At 60.7% G+C, this 19881-nt stretch carries 17 protein-coding genes; 6 read left to right on the top strand and 11 right to left on the bottom strand.

All coding sequences use genetic code 11. The annotated features are described in order from the left end of the window. Positions 1 to 16: 16 nt before the first annotated feature. Positions 17 to 910 (bottom strand): LysR family transcriptional regulator, encoded by an 894-nt coding sequence (locus ILFOPFJJ_RS23790; protein WP_173513001.1) that lies wholly within the window; start codon positions 908 to 910, stop codon positions 17 to 19. A 91-nt stretch (positions 911 to 1001) separates the two neighbouring features. Here ILFOPFJJ_RS23790 and ILFOPFJJ_RS23785 point away from each other — a divergent pair, with 91 nt between their 5' ends. Next, on the top strand, positions 1002 to 2027 hold the full coding sequence (locus tag ILFOPFJJ_RS23785; RefSeq protein ID WP_173513000.1) for an NAD-dependent epimerase/dehydratase family protein: 1026 nt from the start codon (positions 1002 to 1004) through the stop codon (positions 2025 to 2027). On the opposite strand, the gene ILFOPFJJ_RS23780 is transcribed toward ILFOPFJJ_RS23785, so the two are convergent. The 7 genes from ILFOPFJJ_RS23780 to trxB form a co-directional block, all read right to left on the bottom strand. Continuing rightward, on the bottom strand, positions 2017 to 2955 hold the full coding sequence (locus ILFOPFJJ_RS23780; RefSeq protein ID WP_173512999.1) for a lytic transglycosylase domain-containing protein: 939 nt from the start codon (positions 2953 to 2955) through the stop codon (positions 2017 to 2019). The genes ILFOPFJJ_RS23785 and ILFOPFJJ_RS23780 overlap by 11 nt on opposite strands. Positions 2956 to 3076: 121 nt before the next feature. After that, the gene (locus ILFOPFJJ_RS23775) at positions 3077 to 3586 is read right to left on the bottom strand and encodes a GNAT family N-acetyltransferase (protein WP_173512998.1); all 510 of its coding nucleotides are present in this window, start codon (positions 3584 to 3586) and stop codon (positions 3077 to 3079) included. A gap of 43 nt (positions 3587 to 3629) precedes the next feature. Then, entirely contained in the window at positions 3630 to 4430 is an 801-nt protein-coding gene (locus tag ILFOPFJJ_RS23770) for an aminoglycoside phosphotransferase family protein (RefSeq protein ID WP_173512997.1), read from the bottom strand. Positions 4431 to 4498: 68 nt separating this feature from the next. After that, the gene (locus tag ILFOPFJJ_RS23765) at positions 4499 to 5620 is read right to left on the bottom strand and encodes an alkene reductase (protein ID WP_173512996.1); all 1122 of its coding nucleotides are present in this window, start codon (positions 5618 to 5620) and stop codon (positions 4499 to 4501) included. 46 nt (positions 5621 to 5666) lie between these two features. After that, positions 5667 to 5957 carry an ArsR/SmtB family transcription factor gene (locus tag ILFOPFJJ_RS23760; protein ID WP_173512995.1) on the bottom strand — a complete coding sequence of 97 codons (291 nt, stop codon included), beginning with the start codon at positions 5955 to 5957 and terminating at the stop codon, positions 5667 to 5669. Between the two features lie 693 nt (positions 5958 to 6650). Then, on the bottom strand, positions 6651 to 7547 hold the full coding sequence (locus tag ILFOPFJJ_RS23755; protein ID WP_173512994.1) for a LysR family transcriptional regulator VtlR: 897 nt from the start codon (positions 7545 to 7547) through the stop codon (positions 6651 to 6653). A gap of 120 nt (positions 7548 to 7667) precedes the next feature. Continuing rightward, positions 7668 to 8642 carry a thioredoxin-disulfide reductase gene (gene trxB, locus ILFOPFJJ_RS23750; protein ID WP_173512993.1) on the bottom strand — a complete coding sequence of 325 codons (975 nt, stop codon included), beginning with the start codon at positions 8640 to 8642 and terminating at the stop codon, positions 7668 to 7670. Positions 8643 to 9205: 563 nt separating this feature from the next. Between trxB and ILFOPFJJ_RS23745 the strand changes: the two genes are divergently transcribed. The 4 genes from ILFOPFJJ_RS23745 (at position 9206) to ILFOPFJJ_RS23730 (ending at position 12723) form a co-directional block, all read left to right on the top strand. Further along, complete coding sequence (locus ILFOPFJJ_RS23745; protein ID WP_173512992.1) at positions 9206 to 9676, top strand: Lrp/AsnC family transcriptional regulator; 471 nt, start codon at positions 9206 to 9208, stop codon at positions 9674 to 9676. Positions 9677 to 9817: 141 nt separating this feature from the next. After that, positions 9818 to 10630 carry a glycosyltransferase family 2 protein gene (locus ILFOPFJJ_RS23740; protein ID WP_173512991.1) on the top strand — a complete coding sequence of 271 codons (813 nt, stop codon included), beginning with the start codon at positions 9818 to 9820 and terminating at the stop codon, positions 10628 to 10630. 42 nt (positions 10631 to 10672) lie between these two features. Then, positions 10673 to 11704 carry a glycosyltransferase gene (locus ILFOPFJJ_RS23735; protein WP_173512990.1) on the top strand — a complete coding sequence of 344 codons (1032 nt, stop codon included), beginning with the start codon at positions 10673 to 10675 and terminating at the stop codon, positions 11702 to 11704. After that, complete coding sequence (locus tag ILFOPFJJ_RS23730) at positions 11701 to 12723, top strand: glycosyltransferase (RefSeq protein ID WP_173512989.1); 1023 nt, start codon at positions 11701 to 11703, stop codon at positions 12721 to 12723. The genes ILFOPFJJ_RS23735 and ILFOPFJJ_RS23730 overlap by 4 nt, the downstream gene beginning before the upstream one ends. 21 nt (positions 12724 to 12744) lie before the next feature. On the opposite strand, the gene ILFOPFJJ_RS23725 is transcribed toward ILFOPFJJ_RS23730, so the two are convergent. Both ILFOPFJJ_RS23725 and greA read right to left on the bottom strand, forming a co-directional pair. After that, entirely contained in the window at positions 12745 to 13800 is a 1056-nt protein-coding gene (locus ILFOPFJJ_RS23725; RefSeq protein WP_173512988.1) for a glycosyltransferase family 4 protein, read from the bottom strand. Between the two features lie 165 nt (positions 13801 to 13965). Beyond that, complete coding sequence (gene greA, locus ILFOPFJJ_RS23720) at positions 13966 to 14442, bottom strand: transcription elongation factor GreA (RefSeq protein ID WP_136505474.1); 477 nt, start codon at positions 14440 to 14442, stop codon at positions 13966 to 13968. Positions 14443 to 14723: 281 nt separating this feature from the next. On the opposite strand from greA, the gene ILFOPFJJ_RS23715 reads away from it, so the two are divergent. Next, complete coding sequence (locus ILFOPFJJ_RS23715) at positions 14724 to 16199, top strand: MFS transporter (RefSeq protein ID WP_173512987.1); 1476 nt, start codon at positions 14724 to 14726, stop codon at positions 16197 to 16199. Between the two features lie 50 nt (positions 16200 to 16249). Here the strand turns inward: ILFOPFJJ_RS23715 and carB are convergent, their stop codons facing one another. Further along, positions 16250 to 19735 (bottom strand): carbamoyl-phosphate synthase large subunit, encoded by a 3486-nt coding sequence (gene carB, locus ILFOPFJJ_RS23710; RefSeq protein WP_173512986.1) that lies wholly within the window; start codon positions 19733 to 19735, stop codon positions 16250 to 16252. Between the last annotated feature and the right edge of the window lie 146 nt (positions 19736 to 19881).

Below are 19881 nucleotides of genomic sequence, written 5' to 3'. Positions count from 1 at the left end.
TTGTCGTCTGCTGGGGCTATTGCCGGATATAGGCCTGCAGCCCCCGTGCCAAGGCATCGAATGCAACACGGCAGCGCGGGCTCTCGCGCAGGTTTTCGTGCATCACCAGCCAGGTTTCGAGCTTCATCTGGAAGGCGTCGGGCAACACATGGGCAAGCTGTGGAACGCGGGCGGCAAGCGCATCCTGGCAGATGCCGATGCCGAAGCCGGCGCGTATGGCCGCGAGCTGCGCGACATTGCTGTCGGTCTTCAACGCAAAACGCACCGCCGGCAGATCCGGCGTGCGCGCCATGATGCTGCGGATCGCAGCAGTTTCCCGATCGAAACCTATCAGGGTGTGGCGGGAGAGGTCATCGATCGTTTCAGGCACGCCGCGACGGTCGAGATAGGACCGATGCGCGTGGAAGCCGAGCGGCACCGCGCCGATATGAAGGGCAACCAAGGCATCCTGCGCCGGTCTGACCATGCGCACGGCGATGTCCGCCTCCTGGCGCAAAAGATCCTCGACTGTGTCCGATGCGGAAAGCTCGATGGTGAGGTCCGGATATTCCCGGTTAAGTTCTGCAAGGATCGGCGGCAAGACCTCTATGCCGATCACCTCGCTGGCGCTGATGCGGACGGTTCCGCCGACCGCGCCATGCTGGCCCGAGGCGGCACGAAGCAGAGCGGAGGAGGTGGCCGCCAGGGCTTCGGCATAGGGCTTCAGTTCCAAGGCTGCATCGGTCGGCAACAGGCCCTGCGGCGAGCGGGTAAACAGCGGAAAACCGAGGACTTCTTCCAGCGCGTCGACATGACGGCCGACCGTCGGCTGCGTCAGCCCAAGTTCGCGCGCCGCCGCCGATAACGATCCTTCGCTCAGGACCATCAGAAAGGTGCGGTAAAAATCCCAGCTCGGTTCAGCCTTGTTCATAAATTTAAGTATAGCTGCCATAGTTATTTAGACAATTCCGTTTGGCATGAACACCGGCGATCCTCAATCCATCGAAGCGATGGAGAGAGAAATGACGGAAACGCAGGGCAGTTCAGGAGCAGTTCTGGTGCTGGGCGCCACTGGGGGAATAGGGGGAGCGGTGGCCCGCGGCCTTCATCTCCGCGGGTGGACGGTCCGAGCATTGAACCGGGATGCGGCGAAGGCATCCAAAAACGTGTCGGCCTTCGAATGGATGCAGGGCGACGCGATGAACGCCATGGACGTTATGGCCGCGGCCGATGGAGCGAGCGTAATCGTGCACGCGGTCAATCCGCCCGGTTATCGCAACTGGGGCAAACTCGTTCTGCCGATGCTCGATAACACGATCGCTGCGGCCAAGGCGGTCGGTGCGCGCATCGTCTTGCCCGGTACGATCTATAATTTCGGGCCCGATGTCTTCCCGCTACTCAACGAAGATGCGCCGCAGAATCCACGAACGGAAAAAGGCGCCATCCGCAAGGAAATGGAAGCAAGACTGAAGGCTGCGTCCAAGGCTGGCGTTCATGTCATCATTCTGCGGGCAGGGGACTTCTTTGGCCCGAGCGCCGCCAACAACTGGTTCTCCCAAGGGTTGGTGAAGCCCGGAAGACCGCTTACGGCGATCAGCTATCCCGGGGAGAAGGGAAGTGCCCACCAATGGGCCTATTTGCCGGATGTGGCAGAGACGATGATCAGATTGATCGAGCGGGCGGAAAGCCTTCCGCCATTTGCGGCCTACCATATGCGCGGTTTCTTCGATGACGACGGCACCAAGATGATTGCGGCCATCCGGCGCGCTGTCGGCAAGCCTGATCTCAAGGTCAAAAGATTTCCCTGGTGGCTCGTGACCCTTGCGTCGCCCTTCGTGCCGCTTTTCAAGGAGCTCAAGGAAATGCGCTATCTTTGGCGCGAGCCGCTCGAGATGCGGAACGATCGGCTGATCGCCACGCTCGGTGAGGAGCCGCAAACGGCGGTCGATGACGCGGTTGTAGCAACTCTCACCTCGCTCGGTTGCCTTCCGCGGGATGGCGGAAGGCCGTTGACGACCGCGCCGGGACGCCTGGGTCTCAGTTCTTGAAAACGATGCAGGCGCCGCCGCTCTTGCGAATGGCGGCGCAAAGCTCGTTTGCCTCGGCGCGCGTCTGCCTACCAATGCGGGCCGCGTATCGTCTTCTCACTCCGAAGGCGCCATTGCGCTCCCGTACGAGGACCGCCTTTTCGGTGTTGATTGGCGACGGCAGTCTTTTCACCGCATGCAGGAACAGCCGTTGCGCAACGGATTTCTGGTAATGCGCCGACAGTTGGACACCCCACGGCGCCCAGACGGCCTCATCGGCTATGACCAGCTCGCGCAGCCGCCGGGTATTGGCCAGCGCGACGCAGCCATCCAGGAAGCTCTTGCCCTTGTCGAGTTCGAGATTGAGCGACTTCGGTGGATTATCCCGCCAGTCTTCGACGGGATAGGCTGTAATTGCCAAGACATAGTCGCGCGTCTCGTATGGTAGCCGGTCGTTTTCGAGGAAGCGCTCAAGGCCAGCCTCGCCAGCATTGTAGGCCGCTGCGGCAAAACCGAGATTGCCATAGCGCGACTTGAGTTCCCTTAAATACTCGGCCGATTTGCCAAGAGCCGCCACAGCATCGAAACTGTTCGACAAGCCGCGCAGCTTTGCCGTTGCCGGCATGAACTGGGCAATTCCCTCCGCGCCCTTCGGACTGATAGCGTCTGGCTGGAAAAGACTTTCGCGCCAGATCAGCCGGGCAAAGAAGGAAGCCGGCAGGTCGTTCACCAAGGCATAGTGCTCAATGATGCCGCAGACATCTCGGGCAAAATTATCGGGGCTGATACAGAGACGGACGGAGGGGTTTGCCGCGGAGACACCCGAATAGAGGCACTTTCGCGGCGCGACCGGCGCATCGGTGCGGGCCTCTGCAATACCGGAGACCGCGCCGGCAAGCCAGCCGGCGACCCACAACGCGGCTCCGGCAGCGCGCGCCAGACGTCCCATTCGGTTGCCCCAGATGTGGCATCTGCCCGCTCTGCTCTGTTCGCCCATGCGGCTCCTCAGCGACAAACGAGTGAGCATACATAGCATCTTCGTAGGCGGCGAAAAACAGGCGAAGGCAATCTCAGTTCGGCGAGCCTGTGCGCAGAACCAGTTGCATAAAGGTCAAATCAAGCCAGCGACCGAATTTCGTCCCGACTTCCTTCATGTGGCCGGTTTGCTTGAAGCCCAGTTGCTCGTGCAAACGGATCGAGGGGAGGTTGCTCGATTCGATTCCGGCGACCATTACATGCTTCCCGAGTGCCTCGGCGCGCTCGATGAGCGCGACCATCAACGCCCGGCCGATACCGCCGCCGCGCCGGTCGCTGCGCACATAGACCGAATGCTCGACCGTGTGGCGATAGCCGTCGAAAGCACGCCATTCGCCGAAGGAGGCATAGCCGATGACTTCGCCGGTTTCGGACTGTGCAACGAGCACAGGAAAACCTGCCGCCTTCCGCGCTTTGAGCCAGGCTGCGCGATTGGCGACATCGACGACCGTTTCGTTCCAGATCGCCGTCGTGTTCGCGACAGCGTCATTGTAGATGTCGCTGATGGCCTCGATGTCGGCGTCGACCGCATCCCTAATTTGCATATTGCTCTCCCGTGACCGTTCTCCATCGAGAACGCCGTGAGCTTTAGCGGTTCAGTGCAGCCGCGGCAATCTCAGCCACTGCAAGCGGGCTTTCAGCACTTTCGCCGTCCTGCAGGAACCAGGCTGCCGACAGGCCGGCATAGGCAAGGACCCAGTAAAGAATCCGCCGTGGCTCGAGCTGCGCCTCCTGCGCTACGACCGCGAGCTGTTTCTCGAGTCGGAGTCGCCCAGGCGCTGTGACGATCGGCAATTCAGGATTACAAAAGAGGTTTGCATAGTCGAAGCCCCGCTCGCCATGGAGACGCTTCGGATCGATCGCAAGCCAGCCGCGCTCACCAAAGTCAAGGATGTTTCCATGGTGGATGTCGCCGTGCAGCACGGTCGGCGGATGAGGATCTGCGAAAAGCGTCCTTGCCGCACCAGCACAAATCTCGAACAAACCGGCTTGGGAATGCGCAGTTGGTTCGAGCGCTTCGAACCATCTTTCGAGCGGGACGAGTTCCGGGAGTGACATCGAGCGCGGAGCATGCAGCGAGGCGACCGCGCGGCAGATGATCCGCGTCGCGGTATCGTCACTGCCCGTCATTGCCATGTGAAAGAGCGAGCGCCGGCTTTCCGCGCGCTCCATGAGGATGGCTTCACCGCCCTCGGCATAGACGCGGGCCGCGCCATGACCGTCCCACCAGCGCATCAGCATACCGCCGAATTTTTCCTCCGCTTCCTGCGCAACCTTGAGCATTGCCGGCAGGCCGCGCCAGCGCACCGGCAGCAGGCGGCTCGAACGGGTGGTGATCGCCTCGCCATCGGGCACCAGCGACCATCTCTCAATCCAGGAAGCAAACATTAGGGCAGGATAGTAGATTCGTGATGGGAAAGGGCCCCGCATCGCGCGAGGCCCTTTTTGGCCAAGTCTCAAGCAACCTGATCAAGCAGCGGATAATCGGTGTATCCCTTGGCGCCGCCGCCGTAGAACGTTGCCTGGTCGGGAGGGTTGAGCGGAGCGTTGTCCTTCAGCCTGCGGACGAGGTCGGGGTTGGCGATGAAGGGCTTGCCGAAAGCAACGAGATCGGCTTCGCCAGTTTCGATCGTTCTGACGGCGAGGTCTCGGTCGTATCCGTTATTCGTCATCCAGGCAGCCTTGCCGCCGGCCGCGGTGTAGGCAGCGCGGAGCCCGGCATAATCGAAGGGGCGATCGCCCTGCTGGTGATCACGCGCGCCGCCCGTCGCGCCCTCGATGACGTGAATATAGGCAAGCGGATAGCGGGCAAGTTTTTCCACGACGTAAGTGAAGAGCGTCTGTGGCTCCGGGTCAAAGGCATCATTGGCCGGAGTGACCGGCGAAATACGGATGCCAACCCGGCCTGCGCCGATCTCCTTCGTGATCACGTCGACTACCTCGAAGATGAAGCGCGCGCGATTCTCGATCGAACCGCCATAGGCGTCCGTGCGCTGGTTGGAGCCGGAACGCAAAAATTGGTCGATCAAGTAACCGTTCGCGGCGTGAATCTCGACCCCGTCGAACCCGGCATCGATCGCGGCACGCGCGGCCTTGCGGTAGTCTTCGACGATCCCAGCAATTTCCGCCAGTTCCAGCGCGCGGGGTTCGGACGTTTCTGCGAAACCGCCGGTTCCATCCTCGTTGACGAGATAGGTCTTCGACTTTGCCCGGATCGCCGAGGGAGCGACGGGCTGGCCGCCATTTGGCTGGAGAGACGTGTGCGAGATACGGCCTACATGCCACATCTGGACGACGATCTTGCCGCCGGCGCTGTGAACGGCATCCGTCACCTTACGCCATCCTTCGAGTGCCTCGGGCTTATAGAGACCCGGAACGTCGGCATAGCCTTGCCCCTGATGCGTGATCGCCGTCCCCTCGGTAATCAGCAAGCCGGCGGAAGCGCGCTGCTCGTAATAGGTGACGTTCAGCGTGTTGGGGACCGCTTTCGGCGAGCGGTTGCGGGTGAGCGGAGCCATCACGACCCGATTCTGGAGCGTGATTTCGCCGATCGTGATCGGGTCGAAAAGTGAAGCCATGAAATGTCCTTTCCGTTACAGCTGAGACTTGGGAGGAAGAAAGATGTCAGAGGTTGCCGATGGCCTTCAGGAACTCGGCAATCGTTTCCTCGTTGCGCTTGTAGAAAACCCACTGGCCGACACGCCGGGTTGTCACCAGACCGGCGCGCTGCAGGACGGCGAGGTGAGACGACACGGTCGATTGCGATAGGCCGCAACGTTCGAACTGTCCGGCGCAGACACCCATATCGAGTGGATGCTCCTGGCCTGAGAAATGTGCCTCCGGCTCCTTCAACCATGTAAGAATGTCCATCCGAGCCGGATGCGCCAACGCCTTCAGGATTTCATCTTTATCCATTGCCAAATCGCCGTACCTAGTTACATCAATATATGTATCGACAAATTTCGATATACAAATCACATGCCCGTGATCTCAGACAAGGCGGAATGCAGACGCCAAGCAGTCCATCCGGATCCAGCGCCAACACGCCGGAATCGCCCCGAAATCATGCGCTTTCATCGGCAAAAAAAAGAGGGCCACAAGAAAACTTGGGCCCTTACAGTTGTGAAGGTCTCAAACCTCCAGAGGGGAACAGCTGCTGCGGCGGCTGGGAGGAGAATGCCGCCATATGCATCAGCTGAAAAACATGTGGGGAGTGCAAAGGCGGCTTTCAATAGCTGGCCTTGCCATTTTCTCGAGTGAAGGCTTTGGGGGAGCGGCAGGCAAAAAAAGAGGGCCACAAGAAAACTTGGGCCCTTGTAGTTGTGAAGGTAATAAGAACCTCCAGAGGGGAACAGCTGCTGCGGTGGCACTGGGAGGAGAAGCCACCAAAGATGCATCAGCTGGGTTTGGTATGCTGTTTTTTTGGGCGCACAGCAATCATTTAATATGCATGACAGCCATGTCGTGTGCGCATCCCTGCACATTTATGCGGCGCACAAAGCGCCCCCTCTAACGGGAACTTCCTCCGCGTTAGAAAATATCTTTATAAAACAGCATCTTACAATTACAACGAGCAATTGCCCAGAATTCAAGCAACTGAAGCAGGCGTCAAAAATTCCAATTGCGCGCCTTAGCAACGATATAGTCACGGAAGACTTTCAACTTCGCCGCGTTCTTCATTTCGTCCGGGTAGCAGAAGTAGGTATCGAACGAGGGAATGTCTGCGCTGATCGGAAGCTGAATGAGCCCGGGATCGCGGCCGACGATGTAGTCGGGAAGCATGGCGATGCCGATGCCTAGCAGGCAGGCGCGCTTGATCGAGGTCTGGCTGTTGATCTGCAGATGCGAGATCCGTGGATTGTCGTGATCCCGTCCGGCGATCTCCAGCCAGTTCACATCGAGCAGATAATTGGGCGCCGGCTCACCGAAAGTGATGATCCGGTGATTGTCCAGATCCTCGACGGACTGGGGCTCGCCGTGCTTGTTGATGTAGGAGGGCGCGGCGTAGATATGCATGTGCACCGTGAAGAGCTTGCGCTGTATCAGATCCGACTGCTGCGGCTGACGCAGCCGGATAGCACAGTCCGCGTGCCGCATGTTCACGTCGAGCTCTTCATTGTCCAGGATGAGCTGGACCTGCACGTCCGGGTGCAGCGACATGAATTCCTGGATCTTGTCCGTCAACCAGCCCTGGCCGAGCCCTACCGTGGTGGTGATGCGCAGCTTCCCGGTCGGTTTGTCGGTCGTCTCGGTGAGTTGCACCTTGACGCTTTCGAGCTTCATCAGCACTTCATGCGCGGTGCGGTAGAGGATCTCGCCCTGTTCGGTGAGGATCAGGCCACGGGCGTGGCGATGAAACAGCTTGATGCCGACGTCCTGTTCGAGCGAACTGACCTGCCGGCTGATGGCCGATTGCGAGAGATGGAGTTTGTCTGCCGCATGCGTGAACGAGCCGGCCTCGGCCGCCGCATGAAATATGCGCAGTTTATCCCAGTCTAGCGACATGAAAGCCCCCATATACCACCACCCCGGGGGAACTGAATAATCGTCCTCCGGTTGTGGCCTGATGCATCTGTTCCCACGCGGGACGCGGCGCCTTACGGCGCGCGCCCCGATTCGCAGCTTCTATTCGGCTGCAATTGCGACGGGCATATGACCCGCCAGATATTTCTCCGCCTCGAGCGCCGCCATGCAGCCCATGCCCGCCGCCGTGACTGCCTGGCGGTAGACGTCGTCAGTGACGTCGCCGGCAGCGAAAACACCCGCGACATCGGTCGCGGTCGAATCCGGCGCCGTCCACAGATAGCCGTTCGGCTTCTGGCGAAGCTTGCCCTTGAACAGCTCCACCGCCGGCGCATGACCAATGGCGACGAAAACGCCATCCGTTACCATGTCCGTGGTTTCGCCGGTCCTGGTGTTGCGAAGCTTCACGCCGTTGACCGAAGCGGGCATCGGTGGCTTTGCCGGCGTGCCGAGATATTCGATAACCTCATGATCCCAGATGACCTTCACATTCGGCTTGGCGAAAAGGCGTTCCTGAAGAATCTTCTCAGCCCGGAATGCGTCGCGACGGTGAACGACGGTGACCGTCTTCGCCAGATTTGAGAGGTAAAGCGCTTCCTCCACGGCGGAATTGCCGCCGCCGACGACGAAGACGTCCTTGTTGCGATAGAAAAAGCCATCGCAGGTGGCGCATGCCGAAACCCCGAAGCCCATGAAGGTCGGCTCGGTCTCGATGCCGAGCCACTTGGCCTTGGCGCCGGTGGCGATGATCAACGCGTCCGTCGTCCAGTCGTTGCCGCTATCGGTCTTGATGCGGAAGGGGCGGACGGAAAGATCGACATCCGTCACAAGATCATTGACGATCTCCGCACCGACGTGCGTCGCCTGCTTCAGCATCTGTTCCATCATCCAGGGGCCCTGGACCGGATCGGCGTAGCCGGGATAATTCTCCACGTCGGTGGTGATCATCAATTGGCCGCCCTGTTCCATTCCCGCGATCAGCACCGGCGAAAGCATGGCGCGCGCCGTGTAGATGGCCGCAGTGTAGCCAGCAGGGCCGGAGCCGATGATCAGCACTTTGGTATGGCGGGCGGTCATGAACGTATCCTTGATAGGCCGGAGAGCCTGGGCAGCATCATCCGGTTCCGTTGGTTACTGGCAAATATCGCCTTACTTTAGGTATTCACCGCTTGTACTTTCAAGGGTGTGGCCGCCTATACACACAAGTGCTTGGGCTATGGGCAGCGTTTTGGCACCAGATCGGGCATTTTTGCATCGTTTTCAATGTCTCGGTCGACCCCGGAGCGCGATTCCGCGGCAACGGCGACCCGCTTTGTTTTGCAGCGCTTTCGTGCCGGAAGGCCGATCCGGTGCATCAGTTGCCGGGATGCGTGCGGAAGCCGTGGTGATTTGCGTTGGTTTTTCACAAATGTCTACCCGAAGGTTCCTGTGCATGCGGCAGCGAGTACTCTCGTTCTGACGCCAGTTTGCATGCTAGGCACAGGAGTGAAATTAGCCGCTTGCGGGAATGGCGGGCCTGTCGCATTCGCGGCGACAACGCTATCGTTCTCTCGCAGATTTGGGCGGCGATTGGCGTAATCCTGCTGACGGGCATATAAGGCCTCCTTCGCAAAGGCCGATGAAACTGGGGATGCTAGGCAATGGTCATACGCGTCGAGCTCGATGCCATCGATATGAAAATACTGCGCGAACTGCAGAGCAACGGCCGGATGACGAATGTCGAACTCGCCGAACGTGTGGGCATTTCGGCGCCCCCTTGTCTGCGCCGCGTTCGCAAGCTGGAGGAGGCGGGTGTCATTCGCGGCTACCGCGCACTCCTGAACGCATCGGCGCTTGGTTACGATCTCGTCGCCTTCTGCATGGTCGGCCTCAAGCATCAATCGGACGCGAATCTCAAAGCATTCGCCGCCCGCACCGCTTCATGGCCGCTCGTCCGCGAGGCATGGATGGTCTCGGGCGAATCCGACTTTCTGCTGCAGTGCGTGGCCGAGAACCTTGCGAGCTTTCAGGATTTCGTTATTGAGGAGCTAACGGCAACCGACAATGTCGACACGGTGCGCACGATGCTGACGATCCGTCAGGTGAAGGACGCGTGCCAGGTGGAAATCTAGCCGCGGCCCGCGGTCACCGTACTCGGCCTGCGATCCCTGTAGGAAAGTACCCGTGAAACCATACTCCCGCTCGGGAAAAGTACCGGAATGTTTCTTAGGTCGGGCCGCCTCATCTCAAAAACGGCTTGAAAAGGCATCGGCGTGACCTCCAAGCTTCCGCTTTCCGCTTTCATCATCTGCCTCAATGAAGACGGCTATCTGGGCAATTGCATCGAAAGCCTCGATCAATGCGCCGAGATCGTCATCGTCGATTCCGGCTCGACGGATGGCACGGCTGCGCTCGTGCAGTCCTATATCGACAAAGGCTGGCCGATCCGGTTCATGTACGAGCCGTGGCGCGGCTATGCAGGACAGAAACAGTTCGCGCTGGAGCAATGCAGCCAGCCGTGGTGCTTCAACATCGATGCAGACGAACGGCTGGATGCGCCGCTGCGCAAGCTTTTGCCTGACCTTCTCCGGGCCCCCGCGGACACGGTGGGCTGGCGCGTTGCGCGGCGACCTTATCTGATTGGCTATGGCTATACGCCGGTAAAGGTGCATGAGCGGCGCAACCTGCGCCTTATCCGCCGGGGCAGGGGGCAATACGATCTCAGCCAGAAGGTGCATGAAGGCATCGTACCGGACGGCAAGGTCGAGAACGCCCGCTCCGGCAGCCTTCTTCATTTCCGGCCGCTGCTTATGGACGAGCAGATCCTCAAAGAAAACAAGTACTCGAGCCTGAAAGCCGACCAGCAGGTTGAAGCAGGCAGGCCGCCAAGGTCCTATAAGCTAGTCTTCGGTCCACCGCTCTATTTCTTTCGCCTCTATTTTCGCAACGGCCTTTGGCGCTGCGGACTGCCGGGCTTCATCGAGGCTATGACGGGCGCCGTTTATTCTTTTCTGACCGCGGCCAAGATCTATCAAAGGCATGCCCTCAAGCAACGGTCGAATGCGGACGACGCGCTTTCCCACTAGAGCGATTGCGGAAAAGCTGATCCAAGACTCGAAAGGTAACCCATGAAGGTCATGCATATTCACTTCGGCAAGGAAGGCGGAGCGGAGCGGTTCTTCGTCAACCTCGTCAATGCCTTGCATGACAGGGGCGTCGAACAGCGTGTGCTCATCCGGCCCGACCGCAGCTGGCGCAAGGACATCGAAGGCAGCGCGACAGTCTACGAAGGCATCTTTCGCAGGATATCGCTTTCGCGGTTTCTTCTGCAATGGAGAATGCGGCGCATTCTTCGCGATTTCCGGCCTGACGTCATCATGGCTTGGCAGTTGCGGGCAAGCCGCTTCATGCCGGCATACAAGGACGCCATGCGTATCTCTCGGCTCGGCGATTACCCCGAACATCTTGGCTACTACACCAATGTCGAGACGCTGGTTTGCATCACGCCGGACATGGCCGCGAAAGTTCGCGAACTCGGATGGAAGCGTGGCGTTGAAGTGATTGCGAATTTCACCCGCGCGACACCGGTCGCTCCCATTGCGCGCACGGAGATGCAGACACCCGCGGATGCGTTCGTGGTCGTCGGTATGGGCCGATTTGTCAAACGCAAGGGCTTCGACGGGCTGATTCGCGCGATCAAGAAGGTCGACGGCGCGCATCTTTGGCTCGTCGGCGACGGGCCGGAGCGCGAGCGGCTCGAACAGCTGACGAATGAACTCGGCGTCCACGATCGCGTGCGTTTCGCAGGTTGGCAGACCAACGCCTACGGCTATCTGGCGGCAGGCGACGCGTTCGCCATCAATTCCTCGCATGAGCCGCTCGGCAACGTCTGTTTCGAAGGCTGGGGAGCTGGCAAAGCGACGATCTCCTCGCGCGCGGAGGGGCCATCCTGGGTGATGACCGACGAAGTCGACGCGCTAATGGTGGATCGCGGCGACGACGAAGGTCTGGCGAATGCCATCCGTCGGCTGCGCGACGATCCTGAGCTTCGGGAAAGATTGAGTGCCGGCGGCCGCGAAACGCTACGTACGCGCTTTTCCGAACAGGCGATCACTGATGCCTACATTGAACTTTTCTCCAGGGGTGCAGTGCAACGATGAAGGTCATGCACTTTCATTTCGGCAAGGATGGCGGCGCTGAGCGCTTCTTCGTCCATCTCGTCAACGCGCTCGCCGAACGCGGCGTGGAGCAGACGTCGGTCATCCGGCCCCGCCGTCTTTGGCGCTCCGAAATCGAAGGCGCGACCAGGATAATAGAAAGCCACTTCCGGAACCTGTCGCTGGATCGCCTGCTGCTGCCGCGCAAGGTGATGCACATGGCGCGGCGCGACAGGCCGGACGCCCTGATGGCCTGGGCGCCGCGCGCCAGCGAATTGATGCCGCCTTACAAGGGATGCATCAGGATTTCGCGGCTCGGCGACTATCCGCCACGTCTCGACTATTTTCGCAACACGGACTGTCTCGTCTGCAATACGCCGGGCATTGCCGAGCATGTCCGCAATCTCGGCTGGAAGCGCGAGATCGAGATCATCTCGAATTTCACCAACACCGAGCGCGTTGAACCAGTCAGTCGGGCGACGCTCGACACGCCGGAGGGAGCCCCCGTCGTCATGTCGATGGGGCGCTTTGTGGAGCGCAAGGGTTTCCACACGTTGATCGCGGCGATCGCCAAAGTACCCGGCGCTTACCTTTGGCTGCTCGGCGATGGCGAGGAACGGGACAACCTCCACAAGCTCGCAACCGATCTCGGCGTCGCCGGCCGGGTGCGTTTTGCCGGCTGGCAAAAGGATACAAGGCCGTTTCTCGCGGCGGCCGATATTTTCGTGATGGCGTCAAGTCACGAGCCGCTTGGCAATGTCATTCTGGAGGCCTGGGCGCAGGGAACACCGGTCGTCTCGAGCCGCTCCGAGGGGCCGCAATGGTTCATGCGTGACGACGAAAACGGTCTGATGGTCGACATCGGCGACGCGGATGGTTTCGCGCGCGCGGTGGAACGCATCGCCAACGACCAGGCGTTGCGGACAAGCCTTGCCAAGCGAGGGCATCAGACGCTGATGACACAGTTCTCCAAGCAAGCGATTACTGACGCCTACCTGAAGCTCTTTGCCTCAAGGCGGTAGGCGTCCCCGACAGCCATTGCGTCAGCGCATGAGGCTTTCATAGATGGCGCCTATTGCGCGCGCTTCGCCTTCGATGGCGAAGCTCTTCGAGGTCCGCAACAGACCGTTGGCGCCAGCGGCTGCAAGTCGCGGCAGATCGTCCATGAAGGCGGCGGTGCCGTCGACCATGGCGTTCAAATCGTCGGCCGGAATGACGATGCCTGTTTCCTCGGCACCGTCGGCAATCAACTCCGAGAAAGCGCCGACATCGGTTGCCACCACCGGAACGCCGCTTGCCATGGCCTCCAACGGCGTCAGCCCGAAGCCCTCCCAGCGTTGCGGCGCAACGAAGAGGTCGAGTGCACGGTACCAATCGGGAATGTTGGTGTGCTCTCCGACAAAGAGGATGCGATCTGAGAGGCCCGCCTTGGCAGCCCGCTGCTTCAACTCCGCCTCGAAGGCGAGATGCTGTCCGGTCGCGCGTCCCGCAACGACGGCGCACCACGCGGGTCGGCTGGGGAGCAGGGCGATCATGCTGTCGACGAAGAGATCGGTGCCCTTCTGGCGGCGCACGCGCCCGAAGCAGCCGGCGAACTTCTTGGTCGGATCCAGTCCGAGCACACGTTTTGCCTCGGCCTTGTCGGTCGCCGGCCGGAAGCGCTTGGTGTCGATGCCGTGCAAAACCACGGTATTCGGCACTTGCAGATAGGCGGCCGTCTTGCCGCTGGTGGCAATCACCGCATCCATCCGGCCAATAAGGAACTTGCTCCACCCCGTATGCCGGCGTTGCGAGGCGGAGGTGAAAACGATCCTGATTTTCATGCGCAGAAGATCGCGCAGGATGATCGCCGGCAGCATTTCGACATTGCGGCGCGCATGCCAGACACGGCATGGCCGCCCCGCAGGAGCCTCCCACAGGTGGATCAGATCGCGAAATCGGATCGATGGCAATGTCGAGGGAAGCCCGGGGCCAAGAACCGCAATTTTCTGGCCGAGCGCTCGCTGGATCGGTACGAGCTGAATGATCGTCGACGTGACGCCGGAGAGGCGTTGCTTGAAATTGGGCGCAATGATCTCGATGTCCCGGATATCGGCCACTTGAGCGCTCTCCTCGCGCATACGACAATCATCTTTTGCAAGGGGAAGGGACGGACCGAACCTCACGTCCCTTGAGCGGGATGAGAGCAGCCCGCCGTGACTCGCGAGCATCGATCACGTTGGGTAGTCGGCTACAACCCAAAGTCATCGTGCTCGCGGAGCTCGTCAGCCCCAGTGAATGGCGAGGATTTCGTAGGCCTTGGAGCCGCCGGGCGCATTGACCTCGATCGAGTCGCCGACTTCCTTGCCGATCAGCGCACGGGCAATCGGAGAGGAAATCGAGATGCGGCCTGCTTTGACGTCGGCTTCCTGGTCGCCAACGATCTGATAGGTCTTCTCCTCTTCGGTGTCCTCGTCGACGAGCTTGACCTTGGCGCCAAACTTGATCTTCGACCCGGACATTTTCGAAAGATCGATGACCTCGGCGCGCGCAATCAGATCCTCGAGTTCGGTGATCCGGCCCTCGTTGTGGCTCTGCGCTTCCTTGGCAGCGTGATACTCAGCGTTTTCCGACAAGTCACCGTGGGCGCGAGCCTCGGCGATCGCTTCGATGATTCGCGGGCGTTCTCCCTGCTGGCGCCAGCGCAGCTCTTCCTGCAGATTGGCGAACCCACCCTGTGTCATCGGCACTTTGTCGACCATTTCATCATCCTTCATCAAGCGCACGCGGCGCCACCTTTCGGCAGCGCCAACGCAAAAGAAAACGGTCTCCGGCGCGTAAGCGTCGGAACCGTCCGAAACATCCGAACGGCACTTATAGCAGAAAGCCAATTGCCATTGCCAGATTTTTCGCCCCACGCCCTGCGTGCTGCGGGGCTGCCAAAGACAAAACAAACGCGGCGACAAAAAGCGACTTTACCTCAACTGCGGTTGAGGTTGTAACAGTTCCGCTTCCCAATGTTGTGCATAGGAAGTGCAAAAAAATGACCTCAGTCGAAGACAAGGAAACGTCCGGGGGCGGTTTATCGCGGCAAGATGCATCCGGCTGGCGCGAGTTGCTGAGACCTGGGCACCTGACGGCCACGACAACACTCTGCCTGGGTGTGGCACTTTTTGCATTTAACGGATTCTTCGTTTCGACATCTCTGCCAACGGCCGTCGTGGAGTTCGGCGGTGCTGCGCTGCTCTCCTGGGCCTTTACGCTCTATCTCGTTTTCGCAATCCTCGGCGGTACCCTGGCGGCCAACTTGAAGTCACGGTTCGGGGCACGCAACGTCCTTGTGGCCGCTGCATTCGCCTTCGTCGCCGGGACTCTCATTGCGACGTTTGCAAGCAACATGCAGACCGTTCTCGTCGGGCGGCTGTTTCAAGGGTTGGGCGAGGGGATCATCGCTGCGGTCTGCTATGCTCTGATACCAGAGCTTTTCCCGCCGCGCCTTGTCCCGAAGGTATTCGGCGCCGAAGCCATCGTCTGGGCTGCGGCCGCTTTCGCCGGACCGCTGATCGCTGGAGCGCTGACAGAATATTGGAGCTGGAGGGCGGCCTTCTTCGTCAATGTGCCAGCGGCGGCGATATTCATCGCCCTTGCTTTGGCGATCGTGCCGCCCAGCGAAAAGTCCGCTTCGAACACGACGCGCATTCCCATCGGGCGCGTGGTCGCAGTTGGCGCCGGAATCCTGCTGATCTCGATCTCGAACACGGTGGAAGACGAACTCGCGATGGCCACCCTGCTTCTGTCAGCAACGGTCATTCTCTACGCCACCGTCCAGATCGACCGGCGATCCGATCACGCTTTGATGCCCTCGGACGCGTTCGCCACGAACAGCGCTCTTGGAACCGGCCTTTGGGTGGTGCTGCTGATGCCGCTGGCACAGGCATGCGGTTCGGTCTACCTGGTCTACGCCCTGCAGCATCTCTGGGATCTTGGACCCACCGCGGCAGGTTTCGCCAACGCCGTTATGGCCATGTCCTGGAGCCTGACCGCCGTTTTCGTAGCCAGTCTGCGGGCGCGAGAGTTGCGCGAAGCGCTGACCTGGACAGGCCCCTTGTTGCTCAGCATCGGGCTTGCCTTGCTGACGCTCTCGGTCGGCGGCGGTTACTTCTGGGTGGTCTTTCCGAGTCAGTTCGCAATCGGCGCCGGCTTCGGACTTTGCTGGGGAACGTTGAGCCAATTGTTGATGGAGGTGTCGCCGCCTGACGAACGGGACAAGACCTCTGCACTCCTGCCGACGCTCCAATCCGCGGGTTATGCGATCGGAGCGGCATTCTTCGGACTGGTTGCAAACGCTCGTGGCTTTGGCGAAAATGCAAGGGGTGCCGCGATCAGCGATGCGATGCTTGCCGTTTTCGCGGTGGGATGTGCAATCGCCGTGCTGTCGTTCTACTTCGGAATCAGGACCCTGCGCCTGATCACGCAAACCGTTCCAGCGAATGAAGAGAGGGCGCGCCAGCCCGCCTGAAGTCTGAATATGCGCGCCCGTTTTTGTGGGCGCGCATATTCAAGTCGGGATCAGAAATAGCTCTGCAGCGGACGGACCTCGAGATTTCCTGCCTTCAGCGCCTTGATTGCAAGTGCCGCCGCTTCGGCGCCGGCCATCGTGGTGTAGTAGGGCACCTTCTGCATCAGGGTTGCACGGCGGAGCGATTTCGAGTCGGAGATCGCCTTGTTGCCATCCGTCGTGTTGATGACGAGCTGGACCTGCCGGTTGCGGATTGCGTCCTCGACATGCGGCCGGCCTTCGAGAACCTTGTTGATCTTGGTCGCGGCAATGCCGTGCTCGCCGAGGAAGCGTGCCGTGCCGCCGGTCGCCATGACCTTGAAGCCGATGTCTGCGAGAACGCGGATTGCCGGCAGCACGCGCACCTTGTCTTCATCGCGAACGGACACGAAGACCGTTCCATCGCGCGGCAGATCGACACCCGCGCCGAGCTGCGACTTGGCGAAAGCGAGCGCGTAATCCGTGTCGAGGCCTATGACTTCGCCGGTCGAACGCATTTCCGGTCCGAGCAGCGTGTCGACGCCGGGGAAGCGAGCGAAGGGGAAAACCGCCTCCTTGACGGCGATGTGCTTCAGATTGCGCGGATCAGGCTTTTGGCCATAGGCGGCAATCGCCGTCTCCAGCGCTTCGCCCGCCATGACACGTGCGGCAATCTTCGCGATCGGCGCGCCGATGGTCTTTGCCACGAAGGGAACCGTGCGCGACGCGCGCGGGTTCACCTCGAGCACGTAGATCGTGCCGTCCTTGATGGCGAACTGCACGTTCATAAGGCCGCCGACATTTAGCGCCTTGGCAAGCGCGGTCGTCTGGCGTTCGAGTTCGTCGACAAGCTCACTGTCGAGTGTGTGAACCGGCAGCGAGCAGGCGGAGTCGCCGGAGTGAATGCCAGCTTCCTCGATATGCTCCATGATGCCCGAGACGAAGACCTCGTTACCGTCACAGAGGCAGTCGACGTCCACTTCGGTTGCATTCGTCAGATAGCTGTCGAAAAGCAGCGGGTTCTTGCCGAGCAGCGTATTGATCTGACCGGTCTTGTCGTTGGGATAACGCTGCTTGATGTCCTCCGGCACGAGCCCCGGGACGATGTCGAGCAGATAGGTCTGCAGCATGCTCTCCGAATGGATGATCTGCATGGCGCGGCCGCCGAGAACATAGGACGGACGCACGACGAGCGGGAAGCCGATTTCCGCGGCGACGAGGCGGGCCTGCTCGACGGAGTAGGCAATGCCATTGTTCGGCTGGTTGAGATCGAGCTTCATCAAGAGCTTCTGGAAGCGGTCGCGGTCTTCGGCGAGGTCGATCGCGTCAGGAGCCGTGCCAAGGATCGGAATGCCGTTCTTTTCCAAGGCCTCCGCCAGCTTCAGCGGCGTCTGACCGCCGAACTGCACGATGACCCCGTGCAACGTGCCGTTTTCCTGTTCGGCGCGCATGATCTCGATAACGTCTTCCGCCGTCAGAGGCTCGAAGTAGAGCCGGTCGGAGGTGTCGTAATCGGTCGAGACCGTTTCCGGATTGCAGTTGACCATGATCGCTTCATAGCCGGCGTCCTTCAGCGCGAAGGCCGCGTGGCAGCAGCAATAGTCGAACTCGATACCCTGGCCGATGCGGTTCGGCCCGCCGCCGAGAATGACGACCTTCTTGCGCTCGGAAACCTGGGCTTCAGAGCGCGCGGCGCCGACGAAGGGCGTTTCGTAAGTCGAGTACATGTAGGCAGTCGGAGACGCGAACTCCGCCGCGCAGGTATCGATGCGCTTGTAGACCGGGCGGACGTTCAGCGCATTGCGAAGTTCCGCCACCTCCTTCGGGCGCTTGCCCGTGAGCGTCGCAAGGCGGGCGTCCGAGAAGCCCATCGCCTTCAGCATGCGCAGGTTCTCGGCGTCCTGCGGCAGGCCGTGCTCGCGAATGCGCGCCTCCATGTCGACGATTGCCTTGAACTGCGCGATGAACCACGGATCGATCTTGCAGGCCTCGTGCACCTCCGCCTCGCTCATGCCGAGGCGGAGCGCCTGGGCGACCATGCGCAGCCGGTCCGGCGTCGGCGTGCCGATGGCCGCGCGGATCGCGTTGCGGCCGTCGCCGTTCTCGTCGAAGTCCGGAATGTCGATCTCGTCGAGACCGGTGAGCCCCGTTTCGAGACCGCGCAGCGCCTTCTGCAGCGATTCGGCGAAAGTGCGCCCAATCGCCATGACCTCGCCGACCGACTTCATCGCGGTCGTCAGGGTCGGCTCGGCGCCCGGGAATTTTTCGAAGGCGAAACGCGGGATCTTCGTGACAACATAGTCGATCGACGGTTCGAAGGACGCCGGCGTCGCGCCACCGGTGATGTCGTTCTCCAATTCGTCCAGCGTGTAGCCGATCGCCAGCTTGGCGGCGATCTTCGCGATCGGGAAGCCGGTTGCCTTGGACGCCAGCGCAGAGGAGCGCGACACGCGCGGGTTCATCTCGATGACCACAAGTCGGCCGTTTTCCGGGTTGACGGCGAACTGGACGTTCGATCCGCCGGTCTCGACTCCGATCTCGCGCAGCACCGCGATCGAGGCGTTGCGCATGATCTGGTATTCCTTGTCGGTCAAGGTCAGCGCCGGCGCAACCGTGATCGAGTCGCCCGTATGCACGCCCATCGGGTCGATGTTCTCGATCGAGCAGATGATGATGCAGTTGTCCGCCTTGTCGCGGACGACTTCCATTTCATATTCCTTCCAGCCGAGAACCGATTCCTCGATCAGGACTTCCGTCGTCGGCGACGCATCCAGGCCACTGCCGACGATCTCGAAGAATTCCGAGCGGTTGTAGGCTATGCCGCCGCCGGTGCCGCCGAGCGTGAAGGAGGGGCGGATGATCGCGGGCAGACCGACATCGTCGAGCGCCTGCGCGGCAATCGCCATGGCGTGGTTGAGATAGCGCTGCTTGCGGTCGCCTTCGCCGAGGTTCCACTGGTTCTCCAGTTCGTCGAGCGCCGTGTCGAGTTCCGGACCGGCAAGCCGCGCTTTCAGCGCCGCGCGCTGCGCCTCGTGCGCCTTGCGATCCTGGTCCTTGATGTCGGTCGCATTCGCAAGCCGAGACTTCGGCGTCTCGAGACCGATCTTCGCCATCGCTTCGCGGAAAAGGGCGCGATCCTCCGCCTTGTCGATCGCTTCCGGCTTGGCGCCGATCATCTCGACATTGTAGCGGTCGAGCACGCCCATGCGGCGCAGCGAAAGCGCCGTGTTGAGCGCCGTCTGACCGCCCATCGTCGGCAGGAGCGCATCCGGGCGTTCCTTGGCAATGATCTTGGCCACCACTTCCGGCGTGATCGGCTCAACGTAGGTCGCGTCCGCCAGTCCCGGATCGGTCATGATCGTCGCCGGGTTGGAGTTGACCAGGATGACCCGGTAGCCTTCCTCCTTCAGCGCCTTGCAGGCCTGGGTGCCGGAGTAGTCGAATTCACATGCCTGGCCGATGACGATCGGCCCCGCGCCGATGATGAGGATCGATTTGATATCTTGGCGCTTCGGCATGGGCTCTCATCCGTTTCTAGCTGCGCGAAAAACCGGCCAGGGTGGGAGGTCACCGGCCGGGGCGCGCATTTATGGTCTTTTCAGGCTAGAAGCGGCTTATAGGCAAATGTTTCTGCAAGCGGAACCCCGAAAATTTCTGAATCGAC

Source organism: Sinorhizobium psoraleae, assembly GCF_013283645.1.
In the GTDB taxonomy this organism is placed as follows: Bacteria; Pseudomonadota; Alphaproteobacteria; order Rhizobiales; family Rhizobiaceae; genus Sinorhizobium; species Sinorhizobium psoraleae.
This window is presented reverse-complemented; position numbering and strand designations above follow the sequence as displayed.

What these genes read in the sequence shown, in the direction of transcription:
- ILFOPFJJ_RS23775 (WP_173512998.1), bottom strand. Translation starts at nt 3,586, where the DNA reads ATGCAAATTAGGGATGCGGTCGACGCCGACATCGAGGCCATCAGCGAC.
- carB (WP_173512986.1), bottom strand. Translation starts at nt 19,735, where the DNA reads ATGCCGAAGCGCCAAGATATCAAATCGATCCTCATCATCGGCGCGGGG.
- ILFOPFJJ_RS23790 (WP_173513001.1), bottom strand. Translation starts at nt 910, where the DNA reads ATGAACAAGGCTGAACCGAGCTGGGATTTTTACCGCACCTTTCTGATG.
- ILFOPFJJ_RS23755 (WP_173512994.1), bottom strand. Translation starts at nt 7,547, where the DNA reads ATGTCGCTAGACTGGGATAAACTGCGCATATTTCATGCGGCGGCCGAG.
- ILFOPFJJ_RS23765 (WP_173512996.1), bottom strand. Translation starts at nt 5,620, where the DNA reads ATGGCTTCACTTTTCGACCCGATCACGATCGGCGAAATCACGCTCCAG.
- ILFOPFJJ_RS23745 (WP_173512992.1), top strand. Translation starts at nt 9,206, where the DNA reads ATGGTCATACGCGTCGAGCTCGATGCCATCGATATGAAAATACTGCGC.
- ILFOPFJJ_RS23770 (WP_173512997.1), bottom strand. Translation starts at nt 4,430, where the DNA reads ATGTTTGCTTCCTGGATTGAGAGATGGTCGCTGGTGCCCGATGGCGAG.
- ILFOPFJJ_RS23780 (WP_173512999.1), bottom strand. Translation starts at nt 2,955, where the DNA reads ATGGGACGTCTGGCGCGCGCTGCCGGAGCCGCGTTGTGGGTCGCCGGC.
- ILFOPFJJ_RS23760 (WP_173512995.1), bottom strand. Translation starts at nt 5,957, where the DNA reads ATGGATAAAGATGAAATCCTGAAGGCGTTGGCGCATCCGGCTCGGATG.
- greA (WP_136505474.1), bottom strand. Translation starts at nt 14,442, where the DNA reads ATGGTCGACAAAGTGCCGATGACACAGGGTGGGTTCGCCAATCTGCAG.
- trxB (WP_173512993.1), bottom strand. Translation starts at nt 8,642, where the DNA reads ATGACCGCCCGCCATACCAAAGTGCTGATCATCGGCTCCGGCCCTGCT.
- ILFOPFJJ_RS23715 (WP_173512987.1), top strand. Translation starts at nt 14,724, where the DNA reads ATGACCTCAGTCGAAGACAAGGAAACGTCCGGGGGCGGTTTATCGCGG.
- ILFOPFJJ_RS23785 (WP_173513000.1), top strand. Translation starts at nt 1,002, where the DNA reads ATGACGGAAACGCAGGGCAGTTCAGGAGCAGTTCTGGTGCTGGGCGCC.
- ILFOPFJJ_RS23735 (WP_173512990.1), top strand. Translation starts at nt 10,673, where the DNA reads ATGAAGGTCATGCATATTCACTTCGGCAAGGAAGGCGGAGCGGAGCGG.
- ILFOPFJJ_RS23730 (WP_173512989.1), top strand. Translation starts at nt 11,701, where the DNA reads ATGAAGGTCATGCACTTTCATTTCGGCAAGGATGGCGGCGCTGAGCGC.